The sequence below is a fragment of the Pleionea sediminis genome (assembly GCF_007570825.1).
GTDB classification, from domain to species: domain Bacteria; phylum Pseudomonadota; class Gammaproteobacteria; order Enterobacterales; family Kangiellaceae; genus Pleionea; species Pleionea sediminis.
In genome coordinates, this window is the sequence record NZ_SUNB01000002.1 from 541,647 (window position 1) to 560,496 (window position 18,850).

23 protein-coding genes are annotated in these 18,850 nt (G+C 40.3%); 6 read left to right on the forward strand and 17 right to left on the reverse strand.

Translation table 11 applies throughout. The features are described from left to right. Window positions 1-2 precede the first annotated feature (2 nt). From FAX86_RS12285 to FAX86_RS12300, 4 genes are read left to right on the forward strand one after another with little or no spacing between them, the layout of a single operon-like run. Entirely contained in the window at window positions 3-1,838 is a 1,836-nt protein-coding gene (locus FAX86_RS12285) for a penicillin-binding protein activator (protein ID WP_164503562.1), read from the forward strand. Then, on the forward strand, window positions 1,807-2,205 hold the full coding sequence (locus tag FAX86_RS12290) for a YraN family protein (RefSeq protein WP_144394040.1): 399 nt from the start codon (window positions 1,807-1,809) through the stop codon (window positions 2,203-2,205). The genes FAX86_RS12285 and FAX86_RS12290 overlap by 32 nt, the downstream gene beginning before the upstream one ends. A 6-nt stretch (window positions 2,206-2,211) precedes the next feature. Continuing rightward, window positions 2,212-2,799, forward strand: coding sequence for a D-sedoheptulose-7-phosphate isomerase (locus FAX86_RS12295; protein WP_144393706.1), 588 nt, complete (start codon window positions 2,212-2,214; stop codon window positions 2,797-2,799). A 2-nt stretch (window positions 2,800-2,801) separates the two neighbouring features. After that, window positions 2,802-3,368: a BON domain-containing protein gene (locus FAX86_RS12300; protein WP_144393707.1), complete on the forward strand. Its 567-nt coding sequence runs from the start codon at window positions 2,802-2,804 to the stop codon at window positions 3,366-3,368. A 16-nt stretch (window positions 3,369-3,384) separates the two neighbouring features. Here the strand turns inward: FAX86_RS12300 and FAX86_RS12305 are convergent, their stop codons facing one another. From FAX86_RS12305 to rplM, 7 genes are all read right to left on the reverse strand, one after another. Beyond that, window positions 3,385-3,819, reverse strand: a complete 435-nt coding sequence (locus tag FAX86_RS12305) for a ClpXP protease specificity-enhancing factor (RefSeq protein WP_144393708.1) — start codon at window positions 3,817-3,819, stop codon at window positions 3,385-3,387. Window position 3,820: 1 nt separating this feature from the next. Continuing rightward, window positions 3,821-4,450: a stringent starvation protein SspA gene (sspA, locus tag FAX86_RS12310; protein WP_144393709.1), complete on the reverse strand. Its 630-nt coding sequence runs from the start codon at window positions 4,448-4,450 to the stop codon at window positions 3,821-3,823. A gap of 61 nt (window positions 4,451-4,511) precedes the next feature. Further along, the gene (locus tag FAX86_RS12315; RefSeq protein ID WP_144393710.1) at window positions 4,512-5,216 is read right to left on the reverse strand and encodes a cytochrome c1; all 705 of its coding nucleotides are present in this window, start codon (window positions 5,214-5,216) and stop codon (window positions 4,512-4,514) included. Next, complete coding sequence (locus FAX86_RS12320; protein ID WP_144394041.1) at window positions 5,216-6,430, reverse strand: cytochrome b; 1,215 nt, start codon at window positions 6,428-6,430, stop codon at window positions 5,216-5,218. Before FAX86_RS12320 ends, FAX86_RS12315 begins: the two co-directional genes overlap by 1 nt. An 8-nt stretch (window positions 6,431-6,438) precedes the next feature. Continuing rightward, complete coding sequence (gene petA / locus FAX86_RS12325) at window positions 6,439-7,029, reverse strand: ubiquinol-cytochrome c reductase iron-sulfur subunit (protein WP_144393711.1); 591 nt, start codon at window positions 7,027-7,029, stop codon at window positions 6,439-6,441. A gap of 326 nt (window positions 7,030-7,355) precedes the next feature. Then, complete coding sequence (gene rpsI / locus FAX86_RS12330) at window positions 7,356-7,745, reverse strand: 30S ribosomal protein S9 (RefSeq protein WP_144393712.1); 390 nt, start codon at window positions 7,743-7,745, stop codon at window positions 7,356-7,358. Between the two features lie 14 nt (window positions 7,746-7,759). Then, on the reverse strand, window positions 7,760-8,188 hold the full coding sequence (gene rplM / locus FAX86_RS12335; protein WP_144393713.1) for a 50S ribosomal protein L13: 429 nt from the start codon (window positions 8,186-8,188) through the stop codon (window positions 7,760-7,762). 374 nt (window positions 8,189-8,562) lie between these two features. Between rplM and FAX86_RS12340 the strand changes: the two genes are divergently transcribed. Further along, on the forward strand, window positions 8,563-9,027 hold the full coding sequence (locus FAX86_RS12340; RefSeq protein WP_144393714.1) for an HU family DNA-binding protein: 465 nt from the start codon (window positions 8,563-8,565) through the stop codon (window positions 9,025-9,027). 102 nt (window positions 9,028-9,129) lie between these two features. Here the strand turns inward: FAX86_RS12340 and FAX86_RS12345 are convergent, their stop codons facing one another. From FAX86_RS12345 to FAX86_RS12355, 3 genes are all read right to left on the reverse strand, one after another. Then, on the reverse strand, window positions 9,130-9,744 hold the full coding sequence (locus FAX86_RS12345; RefSeq protein WP_164503563.1) for an energy transducer TonB: 615 nt from the start codon (window positions 9,742-9,744) through the stop codon (window positions 9,130-9,132). A gap of 81 nt (window positions 9,745-9,825) precedes the next feature. Further along, on the reverse strand, window positions 9,826-10,899 hold the full coding sequence (locus FAX86_RS12350) for an HD domain-containing phosphohydrolase (RefSeq protein WP_144393716.1): 1,074 nt from the start codon (window positions 10,897-10,899) through the stop codon (window positions 9,826-9,828). 110 nt (window positions 10,900-11,009) lie between these two features. Beyond that, window positions 11,010-13,046, reverse strand: coding sequence for a sodium-translocating pyrophosphatase (locus tag FAX86_RS12355; protein WP_144393717.1), 2,037 nt, complete (start codon window positions 13,044-13,046; stop codon window positions 11,010-11,012). A gap of 379 nt (window positions 13,047-13,425) precedes the next feature. Between FAX86_RS12355 and ppa the strand changes: the two genes are divergently transcribed. Further along, the gene (gene ppa, locus FAX86_RS12360) at window positions 13,426-13,974 is read left to right on the forward strand and encodes an inorganic diphosphatase (RefSeq protein WP_144393718.1); all 549 of its coding nucleotides are present in this window, start codon (window positions 13,426-13,428) and stop codon (window positions 13,972-13,974) included. A 59-nt stretch (window positions 13,975-14,033) separates the two neighbouring features. Here ppa and FAX86_RS12365 read toward each other — a convergent pair whose 3' ends face one another. From FAX86_RS12365 to pspA, 7 genes are all read right to left on the reverse strand, one after another. After that, window positions 14,034-14,900 (reverse strand): DUF4097 family beta strand repeat-containing protein, encoded by an 867-nt coding sequence (locus FAX86_RS12365; RefSeq protein ID WP_144393719.1) that lies wholly within the window; start codon window positions 14,898-14,900, stop codon window positions 14,034-14,036. Further along, entirely contained in the window at window positions 14,897-15,451 is a 555-nt protein-coding gene (locus FAX86_RS12370) for a hypothetical protein (protein WP_144393720.1), read from the reverse strand. The genes FAX86_RS12365 and FAX86_RS12370 overlap by 4 nt, the downstream gene beginning before the upstream one ends. Then, window positions 15,448-16,002 carry an RNA polymerase sigma factor gene (locus FAX86_RS12375; protein WP_164503564.1) on the reverse strand — a complete coding sequence of 185 codons (555 nt, stop codon included), beginning with the start codon at window positions 16,000-16,002 and terminating at the stop codon, window positions 15,448-15,450. The genes FAX86_RS12370 and FAX86_RS12375 overlap by 4 nt, the downstream gene beginning before the upstream one ends. 110 nt (window positions 16,003-16,112) lie before the next feature. Continuing rightward, window positions 16,113-17,096 (reverse strand): DUF2333 family protein, encoded by a 984-nt coding sequence (locus FAX86_RS12380; RefSeq protein WP_144393722.1) that lies wholly within the window; start codon window positions 17,094-17,096, stop codon window positions 16,113-16,115. 43 nt (window positions 17,097-17,139) lie between these two features. Then, a complete protein-coding gene (locus FAX86_RS12385; RefSeq protein WP_144393723.1) occupies window positions 17,140-17,613 on the reverse strand; it encodes a copper chaperone PCu(A)C in 474 nt (157 codons plus the stop codon). A 112-nt stretch (window positions 17,614-17,725) separates the two neighbouring features. Beyond that, window positions 17,726-17,941, reverse strand: a complete 216-nt coding sequence (locus FAX86_RS12390; protein WP_144393724.1) for a PspC domain-containing protein — start codon at window positions 17,939-17,941, stop codon at window positions 17,726-17,728. A gap of 44 nt (window positions 17,942-17,985) precedes the next feature. Continuing rightward, on the reverse strand, window positions 17,986-18,648 hold the full coding sequence (pspA, locus tag FAX86_RS12395) for a phage shock protein PspA (RefSeq protein ID WP_144393725.1): 663 nt from the start codon (window positions 18,646-18,648) through the stop codon (window positions 17,986-17,988). Window positions 18,649-18,850: the final 202 nt, after the last annotated feature.

Sequence of the window (18,850 nt, forward strand, 5' to 3'; positions counted from 1 at the left end):
GCATGCATAAACGAATATTGACACTCTTAGTTCTTTTCCTAATCGCATCCTGTAGTCAAAAAAATGATGTTCAGAATGTAAAAGAAGGTATCGATAATGCTAACTACTATCTAGGGTTAGCAAAAGATAGTCCTCAACCTCAGAAAAGCCAATACCTGCTTAAAGCCGCGACTATTTTGGCACAAAAAGCTCAATACCTGAAAGCACAAGAGACTTTTTCGTTTTTAAATCCAGAATATTTATCGAGCCTGGAGAAAGAAAGTTACTATTTATACTATGGCATGTCACTCAATGAGCTCGAGCAAACCGATGCCGCGCTTAAATTCTTTAAACGCATTCAAAAGCCAAGCCAACACGATATTGACTGGCAAATTACCTATCGAAAAGCTTTGTCAAAAGCCTATTTGAAAGATGGCAACTATTACGAAGCGGCTAAAATTCGAATTGAAATGGAAGATCTTCTTTTTAATGAAGAACAAATAGAGGAAAATCATCAATTCATCTGGGATTCTCTCAGCAATATTTCAGAACAGTTTCTCCGTTTGTACCAAACACAATTTTCTGATCCTATTGTAAATGGCTGGTTGGATATCGCACTCTTGACTCGAAAACACATTGACCACCCAGAACAGCTTTTGTCTGCACTCAATCAATGGAAGCAGAGATACCCTTTACACCCTGCGAATGTCAAAATGCCTTATGAATTGAAGCAAGTTGCTGAAGCTAAGGTTTACAAACCAAAACAAATCGCGTTACTGCTACCTTTATCTGGCAAAATAGCTTCTGGTGGCCGGATGATTCGAGATGGTTTTTTTGCTGCACATTACAATTCAGAGCAAGCTCGTGACGTAGTAGTCAAAGTTTATGATACGGCGAAAGATTTGTCGCCTTTAACCCCGTACGAAAGAGCCATCAAAGAAGGTGCTGATTTTATCGTCGGCCCTTTAACCAAAGAAGCAGTGCAAAAAATCGCAGAGCTCGAATCGCTAGAAGTTCCGCAACTTAGTTTGAATCATGTTGATGGTCTAGAGGTAACTCACAAGAACTTCTACCAATTTGGATTACCATTGGAAGATGAAGCTCAACAAATCGCTGACCTGGCTAAAAAGCAGCAGCATCAAAAAGCAGTGATTCTTGCGCCTTCCAGTGATCAGGGAGATAGAACGGTAAATGCTTTTCGCGAAGCATTTGAAAAACAAGAAGGAAACGTTGCTGAAATCCAGTACTACAGCGATCCTAAAGAAATAAAAATGATTGTAAAGCGGCTACTCAATATTGACAACAGTGAGCGGCGTAAAGACCAGCTCGTGAGTATTTTGGGTCAACCTCTTGAATATGTCCAGCGTCGCAGACAAGATGTCGATATGGTGTTTCTTGTTTCATCCCCCGGGGAAGCTCGCAGAATAAAGCCATTTTTAGATTACTATTTTGCGCATGATTTACCCGTATATTCCGTTTCAAGAATAAACTCTGGTGCAATAAATGCGCAGTTGAATAACGATCTCAACGGTATTGTATTTACTGATAGTCCCATGCTTATTTCTAACGCAAAAGAAATTCAAGATCTCAAATCGTCAATAGCACAAGTTTTACCATCAGTATCTTCTCCGTTTGGAAGATTATTTGCACTTGGATTTGATGCCTATCAAATAATACCGAACCTTAATATGATGCAAGCATTTACGAGCTACAAACGACGAGGATTAAGTGGCTACTTGTCCGTAGATCAACAAGGCAGGGTTAACCGAACGCTAAGTATTGCTCAGTTCAAAAAAGGAGTTCCAAGTGAAATTATTCCGCCAACTGATGAGCAAGAACAGAAGCAAAAATCTCGCTAACTCAGATACTCCAGTAGCAGATTCAACTCTATCGACCGGCAAGTATTTTGAACAGGAGGCTCAAAAAATGCTTGAGTCTCAAGGACTGACTCTAATCTCAAAAAACTTTAGAACAAAGCTCGGCGAAATTGATCTAATCATGCAAGACAGTGATACAATTGTCTTCATCGAAGTTCGTTATCGTAAAAGAGCTAACTTCGGAAATGCTTCATCGACTGTGAGCGCAGAAAAGCAAAGAAAAATTACTTTAGCTGCAAACCAATATTTAACGGAACATAATCTACACAATAAAAAGCCATGTCGCTTTGATGTTGTATCTTTTGATAATAAAGAATGCGACTGGGTTAAAAACGCATTTACTTGCTAAGAAATTATGATTGAACACATACAAAATGCTTTTACGGAAAGCATTCAAACTAAAATAGAATCTGCCGATACTTTACCAGAAACTATTGCCAAAGCAGGTGATATCATGGTCAACTGCTTGATAGAGGGTCGCAAAATTCTCACTTGCGGTAACGGCTTTTCCGCAGGACTTGCACAACATTTTGTTTCAACCCTTCTGCACTCTCATCTACGCGAAAGACCGAGCCTTCCTGCAATTGCTTTAACGTCTAACTCACAAGCGCTAACCTCACTAGCAACAAATAATCAAGTCAATGAATTGTTTGCTAAACAAATACGCTCATTAGGACAAGAGTCCGATGTTTTACTAGTCATTAGTGGCAGTGGAAGTTCAAAAAGCACCATAAAAGCCATTGAAGCAGCACTCAGTCGTGACATGCTGATTGTCGCTATCACTGGAAAAGATGGCGGCAATGTCGCTGGCTTAATCGGACCAAACGATATCGAAATACGTGTTCCTTCAAATTCTGACTCAAGAATTCAGGAATTACATACATTAGTTATCAACACATTAAGTGACTATATAGAAAATAGTCTATTCGGAGAAATTGATTAACGATGGAATTAAAAAAGTATTTATTGATTACCACTTTAACTATCGCTATAACAGGTTGCGAAACTATTGGACAAAAAGGTTCCTCGTCAAATGATTTAAAGCAACGTGATATCGCAACCGTTATTGACGATAAAGGTATTGAACTTGAAGCCGCTCAATTAATTTTTAAAAACGATGAGCTCTGGAAAAATAGCGAAATCGATGTCACCAGTTTTAATAAAACGATTCTATTAACAGGCCAGGCACCAACTAGAACTTTGAAAGAAAAAGCCTACCAAATTGTTTCAAAGATATCAGGAGTAAAAAAAGTTTATAATGAAATTCGAGTTGCCGCGCCAACCAGTTCGCTCGCTTATCTTAGCGATGTGAGTTTAAGTACAAAAGTCAGAACAGCTTTATTTGTCGATGACGATTTAGACTCATCAAAAGTTAAGGTTGTCACGGAAGATGGAGAAGTGTTTCTTTTAGGCTTAATGTCCCAAACAGAAGCAAATAAAGCAGTAGATATCACAAGAAATGTTTCTGGCGTCAAGCGAGTTATTCAAGCTTTTGAGATTATAAAAAAATAACGCTGAACCAACAGCGTTATTTTACAACCTTTAAATGAGAACCTTTCTTAGGAGACTTACTTTTATCTGGCTCAACTTCCTCTGCTGGACGCTCGTTCGTTACATCATCATCGTCAGAAGTCATGTCCACATCACTCTCATCAGTCGAAAACGCCATACCCTGGGCATTTTCACGTGCAATAATTGCTAAAATGGAGTTAATCGGTAACCGAATTACTCGAGCTACCCCCGAAAAGCGAGCATTAAAAGTTATTTCATCATTATCAATATTTAGACCTTGAACAGCACTCGGTGAAATATTTAGTACTATTTCACCGTTTTGCACATGCTCTTGAGGCACTTGAGCTCCAGGACAATCTGCATTCACAATTAAATGCGGTGTACCATGATTATCAAGAATCCACTCATAAAGAGCCCGAATCAAATAAGGTTTATTGCTAGAAAATTCCAATTTACGCCTCGTTGAGCTCTCTTTCTGTTGAAGTCAAACTCGCCTGGAACGAATCTCGTTCAAACAACCGCTCCATATAACCTTGAACTTCTTTAGCACCTCGACCGGATAACTCAATATCCATCGACTTCAATCGCCAAAGTAAAGGAGCTAAACAACAATCAACCAGTGAAAATTCTTCACTTAAGAAATAAGGTGTCTCGTGGAAAACCGGCGCCAAGGTAATTAAGCTTTCTTTCAATTCTTTTCTTGCTCGGTCAAGCTCTTTGTCTTTACCCCGCTGAATGATGTTAACCAAGCTATACCAGTCTTTCTCTACTCGGTGCATCATTAATCGAGAACGAGCACGAGCAACAGGATATACAGGCATTAGTGGAGGATGAGGAAAACGTTCATCCAAATATTCCATAATAATCCGAGCTTCAAACAATACAAGCTCTCTGTCTACGAGAGTAGGTACCGTGTTATACGGATTAAGATCCATAAGATCTTCTGGCTTGTTTTCTTCAGTTACTTCAATGGTCTCAAAATTTACGCCTTTTTCAGCCAGAACAATTCTGACCTGATGACTGTAAATATCATCAGCACCTGAATACATTGTCATTAAAGAGCGTTTGGCTACAACTGCCATAAAACTTTCTCCGATAAATAATTAATCCAATGAAAGCCACTCAATAGGAGTGGCTCACTGATTAATGAATGTCTTTCCAATATTCTTTCTTCAAGAAATAAGCCAATATGAAAAACACAAGAATGAACAAGAGTACATAAATTCCTATCGACTGCCGCTTTGCCTTCACAGGCTCACCAACATAATCAAGAAAGGTCACTAGATCTCTAATTGCATTATCATATTCTTCAGGACTCATAGAGCCCTCAGAGATTAACGTTAAATCTCCTTCCTCCGTTAAGAACTGTACACCTTGTAACGGTTCTAAAACATGAGGCATACCAACGTCCTTAAATACAGTATTATTAACTCCGTAAGGACGCTCTGGATCTTTGTAAAAAGCACGTAGATAATTATATAACCAGTCAGTTCCTCTGAAACGAGCAATCAAACTCAAATCGGGAGGAGCAGACCCAAACCAATTTTCAGCATACTTTTCAGGCATGGCTGTCTTAATCAAATCCCCAGGTTTCGAACCATCGAAGATTAAGTTAGATTTCAGAACTTCTTCTGAAATACCCAAATCCTCTGCGGTACGCTTGTAACGTTGGTACTGTAATCCATGACACCCCATACAATAATTCATGTACAAGGCAAATCCTTTTTGCAAAGCCATCTTATCATTGATGTTTATATTCGCAGGGTCATTTGGCTTGTAGTCACCACCACCTGCAGAAAAAGCAGCCATGGACAGTGTAGCTAACGCGATCGCAATTATTTTTTTCATTAGTGCGTCACCCTCTCTGGAACTGGTTTTGTTTTATCGAATAAGTGATAAAACGGAAGGAACAACAGAAAATAGAAGAAATAATAAACCGTACAAATTCTCGCTATTAAAGTGAACAAATCTGAGGGAGGCTTCATTCCCAAATAACCAAGAATGACAAAGCTCACAACAAACAAAAATAATCCAGTTTTATATATCCAACCTTTATAGCGAATCGATTTAACAGGACTTCTATCTAACCAAGGCATCAAAAATAAAACCACAATGGATAATCCCATCGCCACAACACCAAGAGCCATATCAGGCACCGCTCTTAATACTGAATAGAAAGGCGTGAAATACCATACTGGAGCAATGTGCTCAGGAGTTTTTAAGTTATCTGCTGGCGTAAAGTTTGGTGGCTCAAGGAAATAGCCGCCGCCTTCGGGGAAAAAGAAGATAACCATACAAAATAAAAACAAGAATCCAGCAACACCGAGGATATCTTTCACTGTGTAGTATGGGTGGAAAGGAATTCCATCTTTTGGAATACCGTTTTCATCTTTATTTTTCTTTATTTCTACGCCGTCCGGGTTATTCGAACCAACCGCATGAAGCGCAACAATATGAAGGAAAACCATCAACAGTAGTGCTATTGGCAAAGCAACGACATGCAAGGCAAAAAATCGAGTTAACGTTGCACCAGATATTAGATAATCACCACGAATCCACTGTACTAGATCTTCGCCAAAATAAGGAACAGCCAAGAAAAGATTAATAATTACCTGAGCTCCCCAGTAAGACATATTACCCCAAGGTAATAAATATCCCATGAACGCTTCTGCCATGAGCAGTACAAAAATCACCATGCCGAACAACCAAACCAACTCTCTCGGTTTACGGTAAGAACCGTATAACATGGCGCGAAACATATGCAGATAAATCACCAAGAAAAATGCCGAGGCACCAGTAGAATGCATGTAACGCAATAACCAACCATAAGGCACGTCTCGCATGATGTACTCAACAGACGCGAACGCCCCCTCTGCCGAAGGGTTATAATGCATCGTCAACCAAATTCCTGTGAGCAGCTGATTAACTAACACCAGCATGGCTAAAGAGCCAAAGAAGTACCAGAAGTTAAAGTTTTTAGGCGCATAGTACTCTGCGATGTGCTCGTTCCAAACTTTAGTCGCCGGAAATCGAGCATCTACCCATCCCATAAATTTCTGCATTCTAGTCATTATACGGCTCCCTGATCGATACCGATGATAATTGTTTTATCATCTTTATAGCTGTACGGAGGAACCTCTAAATTATTAGAGGCAGGAACACCAGAAAAAACACGACCTGCCAGGTCAAACTTAGAGCCATGGCAAGGGCAGAAAAAACCACCACCTTCTTCAGCGGACAGTTCTTTTTTATGCTGAGGAACACAACCTAAGTGAGTACAAATACCGATAACCACAAAAACATCATCTTTTATCGAGCGAGTTTCAGGCTTAATATATCCAGGCTGCTTTGTTCCTTCTTTTTCCGACATGGGATCCTTTAACATGTCTTGTTTTGTGATTTCACCAAGTTTACTAAGTATCTCTGGTGTTCTTTTAACCACAAAAATCGGTTTTCCTTGCCACTCATGCCGAACAGCTTGTCCGGGTGCAATTTTAGTCACATCAACTTCAACAGGAGCACCTGCTGCTTCGGCTCTAGCACTTGGCTGCCAAGAACCCACGAAAGGCACTGCAATACCCACTGCTCCTACTGCGCCTACAGTTGATGTAGACCAAAGTAGAAAGCGTCGGCGGCCGTTATCGACACCGTCTTTACTCATGCGGATCGTCTCCCCATCGGACTCTAATTTAATTGGTTTAATTTTTATTCTTCAAATGAAATGACACAACTCCTAACGATGAAAGGAGCATTTCAGACCGCGAAATCATATAGAAAAAGCCTTGATTTTACAAGGAATATACCAATTTGGTGCGATAACCTCATGTTTTATAAACAATTTTATTTTCAAATAAACAGTGACAGGTAAATTGGATAGATAAAGATAATAAATTCAAACAGTTAAATACGATTAAACAATAATCACAGGCAAAAAAAAGCGCTCGAAAAACGAGCGCTTTTTTTGCAAAGCCAAAATCCCCGAAAGAATTAACGTTTTGAGAATTGAGGACGCTTACGTGCTTTATGAAGACCAACTTTCTTACGTTCTACCGAACGTGCGTCACGAGTTACATAACCCGCAGCACGAAGATCGCCACGAAGTTCTTCATTATATTCCATAAGAGCGCGAGTAATTCCTAATCGGATCGCACCTGCTTGACCGGTGTTTCCACCGCCAACTACAGTCGCATGAATGTCGAACTGCTTTAATGTCTCAGTCAACTCTAGTGGTTGACGAACAACCATTCGAGATGTCTCTCGACCAAAAAACTCATCAATAGGACGGCCGTTGATAGTGATAACACCCGAGCCAGCACGCAAAAATACACGAGCTGTAGAGCTTTTACGACGACCGGTACCGTAATATTGTTCTGCCATCTTAATGTACCTTATTAAATATTCAATTCTTTGGGTTGCTGAGCTGAATGTGTATGCTCAGGACCCACAAATACGCGAAGTTTCTTAAACATCGCTCGACCAAGCGGATTGCTAGGAAGCATTCCTTTAACAGCGTTTTGAATAATACGCTCAGGTGCTTTCTCACGAAGTTTATCCAAAGTAATCGAACGAATTCCGCCAGGATATTCTGAGTGACGCCAATAAGTCTTAGCTGTCTCTTTCTTTCCGGTCACAGCAACTTTCTCGGCATTAACAACGATGATGTAATCACCAGTGTCAATATGAGGCGTATACTCCGCTTTGTGCTTGCCGCGTAAACGACGAGCAATTTCAGTAGCAAGACGACCTAGTGTCTTGCCTTCAGCATCGACGATGTACCAGTCGCGCTTTACAGATTCAGGTTTTGCAGTAAATGTTTTCATTGTCTCTCTTAGCTCCCAAACGGGCTTTGCTGAATTCCTAGTACCAAGTTTTAACGGGGCTTGGTTTATGGGCTTCTAAAAAGGAGGGAGAATTTTACAGAAAGCCAAGCGCAGATACAAGGACTTTGGTTAAGAATTGTCTTGACACTCAATTAAATCGAGAAAGCTTCACAACCCTTGAAAATACACCTATTTCTGAACATTCGAACCTTTTAAGCCCGTATTTTAACCTAAATTTAAAAAAACCCCTATTTTTTCGCTATTTCTCCTTTATTTAATGGCATTTTTGTTATAAAAGTTTTGATGGAGTATTTAATGAGTGCACAACACTCAGGCTATTAATCAACACAACAACCAACAAGGGGCTTTAGACCATGGCTGTTAAGAAGAAAAAAGCGCCCGCCAAGAAAAAGGCGGCAGCTAAAAAATCACCCGCAAAAAAGAAAGTTGCGGCAAAGAAATCTCCAGCAAAGAAAAAAGCGGCTGCCAAAAAAGCACCTGCTAAAAAAGCTGCAAAAAAAGGTTCGATTGTAAAAGAGCGCTATAACAAGTCTCAAATGCTTAACGAAATATCAGAGAGCACAGAACTTTCTCGCAAACAGGTAACCGCAGTTCTTGATGAGCTATCTGATATCATCGAGCGACACATCAAAAAACGTGCATGCGGCGAGTTCGTACTACCTGGCTTGTTGAAAGTACAAACAGTTCGAAAGCCAGCAACTAAAGCGAGAAAAGGTATTAATCCATTTACTGGTGAAGAAACCGTGTTCAAAGCCAAGCCTGCTCGTACGGTTGTTAAAGTTCGTCCGCTTAAAAAGCTCAAAGAAATGGCTGAGTAAGTCATTTCTTTCCATAATTTAAGTAAAAAAGGAGGCAAAGCCTCCTTTTTTCTTCCATGACACATAATAATCCATCGGCAAATTCGTTCCTTGATTTAAAACTCAAGACTCCATTTCAAATTGCAAAGTCACTTGTTGATTGGTTAACTTGATAGTCTTTCCATTTTCTTTTTTAGCGTTGTACTTCCACTTTCGTAAAGCGTTAACGGCAGCTTTATCAAATAATCGTTGAGGCTCAGACTCCAAAACTCGAATGTTGGTAACAGCTCCACTTTCATCGATATCGAACAACAATGACACATATCCCTCTAAACCTTTTAACTGTGCTTCTCGGGGATACAAAGGTTCAATACGTAGTCGAGGTGTAGCTTCTGAACCAGAAAGCCCCCATGAGTTACCAATATCCTTCATCGGTTCTGTACTGATGTCAGGCAAACCGACAGAGAACGTACTTGTAGGCGAAGAAGTTATAAGAGGTTCTGCAGTTACTGGATTTGATTGTTTCGGCTTTTGAGTTGTTTCTGGCGCTTTCGGTTTCTCAACTACAGGTTTTAAATCTTCTGGCTTCCTGATCTTTTTCAGCAAATCAAAATCAACCTCAACTCCATTGTAAACAGGATTAACCGGCAGGCTACCAGTAGAATGCTTGGCCGAAACCATATTACTCATTAAGATCAATAAACCGATAACGGTTCCAAGCGAAAAAATAGCAGACATAAGAATTCTCATAATACCCTCCGTTGAGAATGTGACATCTGTCTATTTAAACGCTTATGAAAAATAGAAAGGGTTAACGAATTACCAATGAACGTGATCCAGATATTTTTCTTTAATAATTTGATTGAAGTCGTTAATTAACGATTGAGGATACTCAATATCGGCAAGTTGATTAATGGATTTTACAGCTATAAATAAACTTTTCTTATAGCCTTTACCACGATTATCCAAAGCAATAGAAATGAAGCGGTCAACAAGATGTATTACTTTGGCAGCAAAAGAGATATCGTTACCAGATAGGCCTCTCGGATATCCAGTTCCATTAGTTTTCTCATAAGATTGAAAAACTAATTCCGCTGCTCGCGTCCATCCCGGAATTCGAGCTAACATGTTTCCTGCTGAAATCACGTGGCGCCTATTCTGTCCGTAATCATCCCCTCTTACGATATGAAAAAATTCGAATACGTACAAAGCTGCAAGTAATTGATCTTCTTCTTCAGGTTTACTCAAAGTAAGATTAAGCGCTTTTACGATATCTATTTGAACCTGCATACGTAGACTGTGCATCGGATCAATGGCTTGTTGGCACTCAGAAAGATAGTGAAAAAATTCCATATCGGTAGCATCAAATATTGAAAACGCTTCGCCTTCAATTCGACTCACCGCTATCATATTCAATGAATAATGTCCCTCTTGTATCGCGAGTTCACCTCGTAGAGCTTCTTCCACACGCTGTTCATTTTTGGACTCACGAACAGTTTCGATCAGAATTTCAAGCTTCTGCAATGATTCTGCATCAATAATATTATTTGCCATGGTGTTAATAAGCATTTCATCGAGAGCGTTAATACAAGTGATAAAAAACTTTCCATAGGCAGGATCGTAAGAATAAGTTGCATTTCGAACATCTTGCACCATTTCCTCGATCTTATGCGTCGCTACAACATAAGGTTCTAGAAAAACCATGTTGCAGTTACCTTTTATCGTATGAATAGAGCGAAATAAGCGGTTGATTAAAACTTGAGGATCTTCGGAGGACAATATAGCAGCACAATCGTTAATTTCTTGAACACAATCTTTCACATCAGAGTAAAACTCTTGTTTTACTTCATCGTCGAGTTCTGAAAACTCATTGCAAATTGCTTCAATATCCATACACGAGTGACAAACATGTAACTATAAACCTACCCAATATAAAGTATGGCAAACTCTCAATAAATTGCGAAACGCCAACCGAATGTTTCGGCTGGCGTATAATAAATGTCTTAACGTACCAACAATGGCGCAATCACCAGACTCACTATCGCCATAACATTAATTAAAATATTCATCGCCGGCCCAGAAGTATCTTTAAATGGATCGCCAACAGTATCTCCGACTACGGCGGCCTTATGAACATCAGAGCCTTTGCCTCCTAGATTTCCTTTTTCTACGTATTTTTTTGCGTTATCCCAGGCTCCGCCGGCGTTTGCCATTGTTAAAGCCAGTAAAACACAACTCACAAGAGCTCCACCTAACATCCCACCCAATGCTTCTGGACCAATGCCGAAACCAACAACAACTGGTGAGAAAACAGCTAAAGCTCCAGGTAACACCATTCGTTTTAAAGCAGCTGTCGTGGCTATATCAACACAGCGAGCATTGTCTGGTTCCGCCTTACCCTCTAATAACCCAGGAATTTCTCGAAATTGTCTTCGAATTTCCTTAATCATATCAAAGGCAGCATCGCCGACAGCTCTCATCGTTATCGCAGATACCAAAAATGGAAAAATGCCACCGATAAACATACCAGTTAAAACTTCGGGATTACTAATATTCAAGGAAAAGTCTTGAACCTTCTGACTGATCGTCTCGATATAAGCAGCTATAATTGCCAGCGCAGCCAAACCTGCTGCACCAATGGCAAATCCTTTACCAATCGCTGCCGTTGTATTTCCCACCTCATCCAGTTCGTCGGTAATTTTTCGAGTCTCGGGCCCTAACTCCGCCATTTCTGCAATACCACCTGCGTTATCAGCAACCGGACCATAAGCATCAATAGCCATAGTAATACCAACCGTAGCCAACATACCAACTGCTCCAATACCAACACCATAGATACCTGCCCCTTCGGGTAATAGGGAAGATGATATAAAAATAATTGCAGCAATAGTCAGTACCGGAATGACTACCGATTGCATGCCGACGGCCAAACCAGAAATCATTACCGTGGCAGGCCCAGTTTCACCACCTTTGGCAATGTCACGAACAGGTTTTCCACCCGTATAATATTCGGTGACCAAACCAATGATAATTCCACCAACAGCACCAGAAATCACACACAACCAGACATTGATACTCATTGATAATCCTGTAATGACAAAATAAGCAACGACCATAAGCAGCAGGGTAGAACCGATTGTTCCCATTCTAAGCGCTTTAGCCGGATCTGTAGACGAAAAAAGCTTAACGGATAATATCCCTGCTATCGAACATAATAATCCGGCAGAAGCTAATGCAAGCGGCAAAAACATCAGGTTTTCTTTTGATGGCTCATCAGGCATTAACTGAGCGATATCCGACATTGCCATTGTTGATGCGATAGCAATCGAAGCAATCATCGAGCCGCAGTAAGATTCAAAAATATCCGATCCCATTCCGGCAACATCACCAACATTATCACCGACATTATCCGCTATAACTCCTGGGTTACGAGGATCGTCCTCAGGTATTCCGGCTTCAATTTTTCCGACAAGATCAGCTCCTACATCTGCACTTTTAGTAAAAATACCGCCACCCACACGAGAAAATAGAGCAACTGTCGAAGCCCCCATTCCAAATCCGTGAATCGCTTCCGCATGTTCTGGATTTGCTCCAAATAAAAGATAAAGACCGCCCAATCCAAGTAATCCCATCGAAGCAACGGTGAGTCCCATTATTGAACCACCAAAAAAAGCTATTGAAAGAGCCTCAGCAGGTCCTTTTTGGTTAGCTGCAACGGTTGTTCTAACGTTTGCATAGGTCGCGGTATACATACCGATATACCCAGCAGACGCAGAACACAAAGCACCAACAATAAATGCAGTAGGCGTATGCCATGTTTCAAATCCAACGTACAGCAAAATCGTTAATATGGCAGCAAAGCCAAATAAAATAGTGTACTCCCGGCGCATAAAGACCATTGCACCCAAATGAATAGCATCGGATATCTTCTTGATTTTGCCGTCTCCGGCAGGACTCTTTTTAACGACAGCAAAAATTATGAAAGCAACGATGATACCGGCGACACCGAGTATCGGTGGAACATACAGCAAGTCAGACATAAAACCCCCGAAGGTGAAATTGATTCAGAATCGTTTTCAACGAAAATTTGAATACACGTACGCCTATTGACTAGGCAACTTTGTCTGCCGACGGACAAGCGACACTGCTTGAACTGATGAGTTCGCCACTTCTGGCACTGTTTTGAACGTGAGTTACGATAACACACAATCATCCAAAACTATTATCGTACTTATATCAAGTTATGTTTTTATAACGCTCAACGATTAATTAGCAATTTCTTGCGAGAGATTTTTCTACTCAATTGATATTTAAAGACTTTTTTATAGTTCGAGAGCCAATTTATTTTGCGTCGCAATAACTGTATAATACGCGACCTTTGTGATAGAGCTAACTTAACCAGCAGGAATACCGGATATCATGAGTTTAAATAAAGTCGCCTCAGGCAAAAACATTCCAGAAGAAATTAACGTTATCATTGAAATCCCTGCACATGCAGATCCAGTAAAATATGAAGTCGACAAAGAGTCAGGCGCGATGTTTGTCGATCGTTTCATGGCAACCTGCATGCACTACCCTTGTAACTATGGCTATGTGCCACACACACTATCTGAAGACGGCGATCCCGTGGATGTTCTTGTTCCAACACCATTTGCTTTAATGGGCGGCTCTGTCATTCGCTGTCGGCCTGTTGGAGTACTAAAAATGACTGACGAGTCAGGTACTGATGCAAAATTACTCGCCGTACCAGTTTCCAAATTAACGCCGATGTATAAAGATATTAACGAAGTAAAAGAACTTCCAGAGCTGTTACTCAACCAAATTGAGCACTTTTTTGAGCACTACAAAGATCTAGAACCAGGCAAATGGGTCAAAATAGAAGGTTGGGATAATGCCGAAGCAGCAAAAAAGGAAATTAATGACAGTGTCGCTCGTTACGAATCCAGCGACGACAAGCCTGCATTTTAATTAGCTATCGAGATTAATAAAAAGGCCGCTTTATAAGCGGCTTTTTTATTTGTCGATTCTTATCTTAATATTAAATCACCAGAAACCGTACTCAAATTAATCACCCCTTGTCCTTTTTTAAGCCGCATTGTCAGACTTTGCTCACTAACAAATGAGCTGGATGGTTTTTGTTGAGTTAATTGATTAATAATATCGCCACCAGGTCCGGTTTTTAACGTTACCAAGGCATCAACATCGTCTGAAATATCAAGATCAATTTCGCCATTTACAGACGTCATTTTGATGTTTGGTGCTTCCGTAACACCGAATTTTGCCTTTACGTCTGCCGATACACAAGTCAGACTAAAATCACTCACTTTTGGCAAATTTAAATCAACATCTCCTGAAACGGTCGTAATCTTCAAGGCTTGGGCATCGCTATCAACTTTAATTTCACCACTAACATTCGATATGAGTAAGTCGCCTTTGCCAGCTTTAAGAATAATATCGCCACTGACACTCGCAAACTTCGACGAAGACACAATAGCATCACCGGATATGTCACCACTAACCGTCTCGACTTGAGCTCCGTTCGTAAAATTGTCAAGCTTCACACTGGCTTGAACAGATTTAAAACTTACGGCAATGTTAGATGGAATTTCGAACTGCAGTCTGGAGGCTGCAGCACCACCAAACTGGCTGTTTTGTGGCATTTCGACAATAAAAACGATCGTAGTACCTCGTTTTTCAAAAATCACATCATCCGCTGCTGAATCAATTTTGCCAGTAACCGAAACTCTAGACAGATCAGTTCCTTTTAATGTAACGTCACCGCGCATAACTTCTATCGTGACACGATCAATGCCTGTTGCATCAATGCTTTCTTCGATAGCGAAACAAACATTAGCCAAGGTTAATAAAACAATAATTAAAACCCAACGACTCATATTTCACCTCGAATTTTCGGATAACTTTGCTCAACACTTTGAATCAAGATTTTCTCACTTTGATAAGTTTCTCGTAGCAACTCGTTCAACCGCTTATTTTTAGGCTGTCGCACCAAAGCTTTACGAATATCAAGTATTGCCTGCTCGATAACCACCAAGTTATTTTTAATGTCTGCAACAGCTTCGGGGGGCAATTGCTGGGCAACCTCAGAGAACTGCGACTCAAAATTTGCTTTAATCAATTGGCGCTCTTGCTCCATAACCTGAAGCTGCTCTTGCCGATTAACATAGGCATAATGCTGCTGTTTAAACTCATCATAATCGTTCATTGTTTTTACGGATAAGAAGGTCGAAAAAACAGCAATAAGCAAACTCGCAGCTATCGCATAAGGCATCCAAAAGGAATGGTGCCGCTCATCTTTAGCTTGCGTTGACTGAATTGCCTGACGTACCGCAGGCCAGCCATCAACCGGAGGCTCCATTTCTCGCGGCAATTCATCGATAGCTTGACGAATTTTATTCCAGCCTTCGTCGCTATTATGCTCACTCATACTAACCTCTCTTTCAACAAAGTTCGCGCTCGATGCAACTGCGCCTTACAGGTTCCTTCTGAAATTGACATCTGCTCAGCGATTTCCTGATGTTTAAAACCTTCAATATCATGTAAAACAAATACCATTCGAGCTTTATCAGGTAAACCCTTTATAGCCCTCTCTAGATCTCGCTTAAGATCCAGACGGCTTGACTCATTTCCTGAATGCTCCAACTCTGCATCACTACCTTCGACCATTTGATTCTTTTGTACCCGAAAATGACTGATCACCAAATTCGAAGTCAATCGGTGAAGCCAGGTGCCTAATTGGCTCTCGCCTTTAAACTGAGGGAGTTTGCGCCAGGCCATTATAAACGCCTCTTGCATCAGCTCCTCTGCCAGAGCTTCGTTGGCGGCCATTCGATAACAAAGCGCATAAACTCGCTTATTAAACGCTTTATAAATACATTCAAAAGCTGCAACATCACCCTGCTGAGCAAGCAAGACCCACTCATCCAATTGATGAAGCTCAGATTTTGCTTGTTGAATCGAAATCAACTCTGCACTCAAAATAAAACCTTATAAGGGATGCTTTACATCATAGACGAGATTAGATCGAGATAGGTTTAAATCGACTGGGCAAAAAGCCCCAAAAGGGCCTTTTGCGATAAAAGGAGGACTTAACCTTGTGCCAAAAGTTCTCTAAGGTCAATAATCGCGGCGTTAGCACGTGACACGTAAGACGCCATCACCAATGAATGATTGGCCATTAATCCAAAACCATTTCCATTTAACACCAAAGGACTCCACACGGTTGCCTGTGTTGCTTCTAGTTCACGAATAATCTGGCGAAGGCTAACCGTTGCATTCTTTTTCTCAAGAACTTTTTGGAAATCAACTTCAACCGCCTTCAACAAGTGAATTAATGCCCAACAAGTACCTCGAGCTTCGTAAAAATTATCATCAATTTTTAACCAAGGTGTCTTCACCGTCAATTGCTTCTGAGATTCTGTCGATTGCTCGGCAGCTGAGTCTCCCGCCAAATCTGTATTAACTCGCTCCTGACCAACACTCGCTGTCAGACGTTGTGACAAACTGCCCAAACGCTTCTCAACAACAGAAAGCCAAACTCGCAAATTATCAGCGCGCGCGTAAAATTGAGCGTCCTGATTGCTACTGTCCATTAAACTGTCACGATAAGCCTTTAATTGATCGATTCCATTGTGATAGGAAGATTCAGCTTCGGGCCACATCCAAGATAACCGGTCAATATTAAATAAAGGTTCAGCTTCTTTCAGATTTATATTTTCAACCGACTGCGATTGACTACGACTCATATGGTTTCTCAAAGTACCCGCCATGTCCCTCACTTGAACCAGTACGCCATATTCCCAAGCAGGAATATTGTCCATAAAAACGCTCGGCGGCATAATATCATTACTTAAAAATCCGCCGGATTTATCGAGTAATGTATTACCTATTTTCATTGTAGTGTTCACGGTGGTGTAACCGATAACGAGTTCCTTTGATTGATCGGACCCTCGATAGGCATCTTTGGCATTAACTTCGAACAACTCCGGCTCAAAGCTCCAATAAACAGCAATGAAGTAAAAAATTAAAAGTAGCGGAATTAAACTACTCAGAAAAATCTTCAATGGATTCATGAATTAGAACACCTTAATTTTTGATTCAATATTCGAGTCATCTTTAGCGATTTTGAATTATAGTCGCTTCGACTGTTTTGCTTAAGCTATCACGGAAGTGTAACACGACGGGAACTGTGTTTCCTTCAGTGATAGGATGCACTAAACCCATTAGCATAATATGTAAACCGCCTGGGCTGAGTTCCAACTTTTCGCCAGGTAAAATATCTAAAAAATCTCGATGTCGCATAGACGCAATGCCATTCTTCTCGATCGTTTCGTGAAACATATCCCTTTTTGCAATAGGAGTTTCAATATCAATTAATGTAAGCGTTTCATCCGATTGATTCTCAATAGACAGATACAAAGCCGTTGTCTTTTGTACCGGCAAAACCGATCGTATCCAAGGAGATTCGATAATTACTTTCCCTTCACTCCCTTCATCGCTCCATAATGGAGCGAGATTCAACAAACAGAAGAAAACAGCCAGCCGGCTTGTATAATGACACATTTTTTGTAATACGAAGCTTAATGACATTACTGAACTAACCCTTTTTATTCGCAACTACGCTAGGATAATATTGCCTCTAGAAAAAAGCACCTTCTATCAGCGTTATTTTGATAAAAAGCGTACCGTTCAGTTAAGTAAGTTACAACTTATCAGTAAGAAATGTCACCAGAAAATAAGCTAACAGGGTAGGAATGGTAAAAAATATAAGTCCCAGCACAGCCAGCAAACGGACAACTGTCAATTCCCAGTCAAAATAACTGGCAACGCCTGCACACACACCATTCAACTTACCTCGAGCGCGCGACCGATAAAATCGACGCTTAATGGTTTCTTTATAGCAATGGTATCGACTCATATTAATTACCTCTAAACTCAATGATTAAACAGTGCAAAATTGTATTAACTATTGGCAACCTTCTTTTTTAATGCCTCAAGTTCTTGATCAAGTCTCTCATTGGTAACGAGCTCATCAATTTCACTTTTCAGGTTTGAGTTTCTCCCTAGGTCTAATGCCTCAACCTCAGCTTCCATTTGATCCATTTTTCGTTCAAAGGCCTCAAACTTTTCAAACGCTGAATCAAGATTAGGCCGGTAAATTTGTTGCTTAATCTCTTTTTGCTTGGTTAAAGTTTCGTGTCTCAATAACATGGAGTCTCTTCTACAAATAGCTTCATCAAGTTTTGACTGCAATCGAGAAACATCTTCTTTCAGGCTTTCTAACGCATTATCAAGCTCAAGCATTTCTTTTTTCTGCACATCAATCCGTTGTTCAATTAAGCCTTTTTCTTTTAAAGCTGCCTTAGCTAAATCTTCTCGACCTTTAGAAATGGCTAATTCTGCTTTCTCTTGCCAACCAGAAATTTCACGCTCTGCCGCAGCCAACTTTCGAGTAAGTTCTTTTTTATCAGCCAATGTTTTAGCCGATGTGCTACGAACCTCAACCAAAGTTTGTTCCATTTCTTGAATGATCATCCGAACCAACTTTTCTGGATTTTCTGCTTTATCCAGCAGTGCATTTATATTGCTATTTACAATATCGGAAAATCGACTGAATATACCCATAACAATCTCTCCAAATTTCGTTGAAAAACCAAAAGACATAAAGTCCGCTTTTAAATTAGAACCATTCAGATTTCATGCCAAGATAAGAAATGGAGTGTTTTTTATCAATTTTTCAGGAGGTTAGGACAATTAAGGAGGTTGGTTAATAGTTTAATCCTTGTTATGCAAAAAGACTCAGTTAATAAATTAACCATTATTTAGT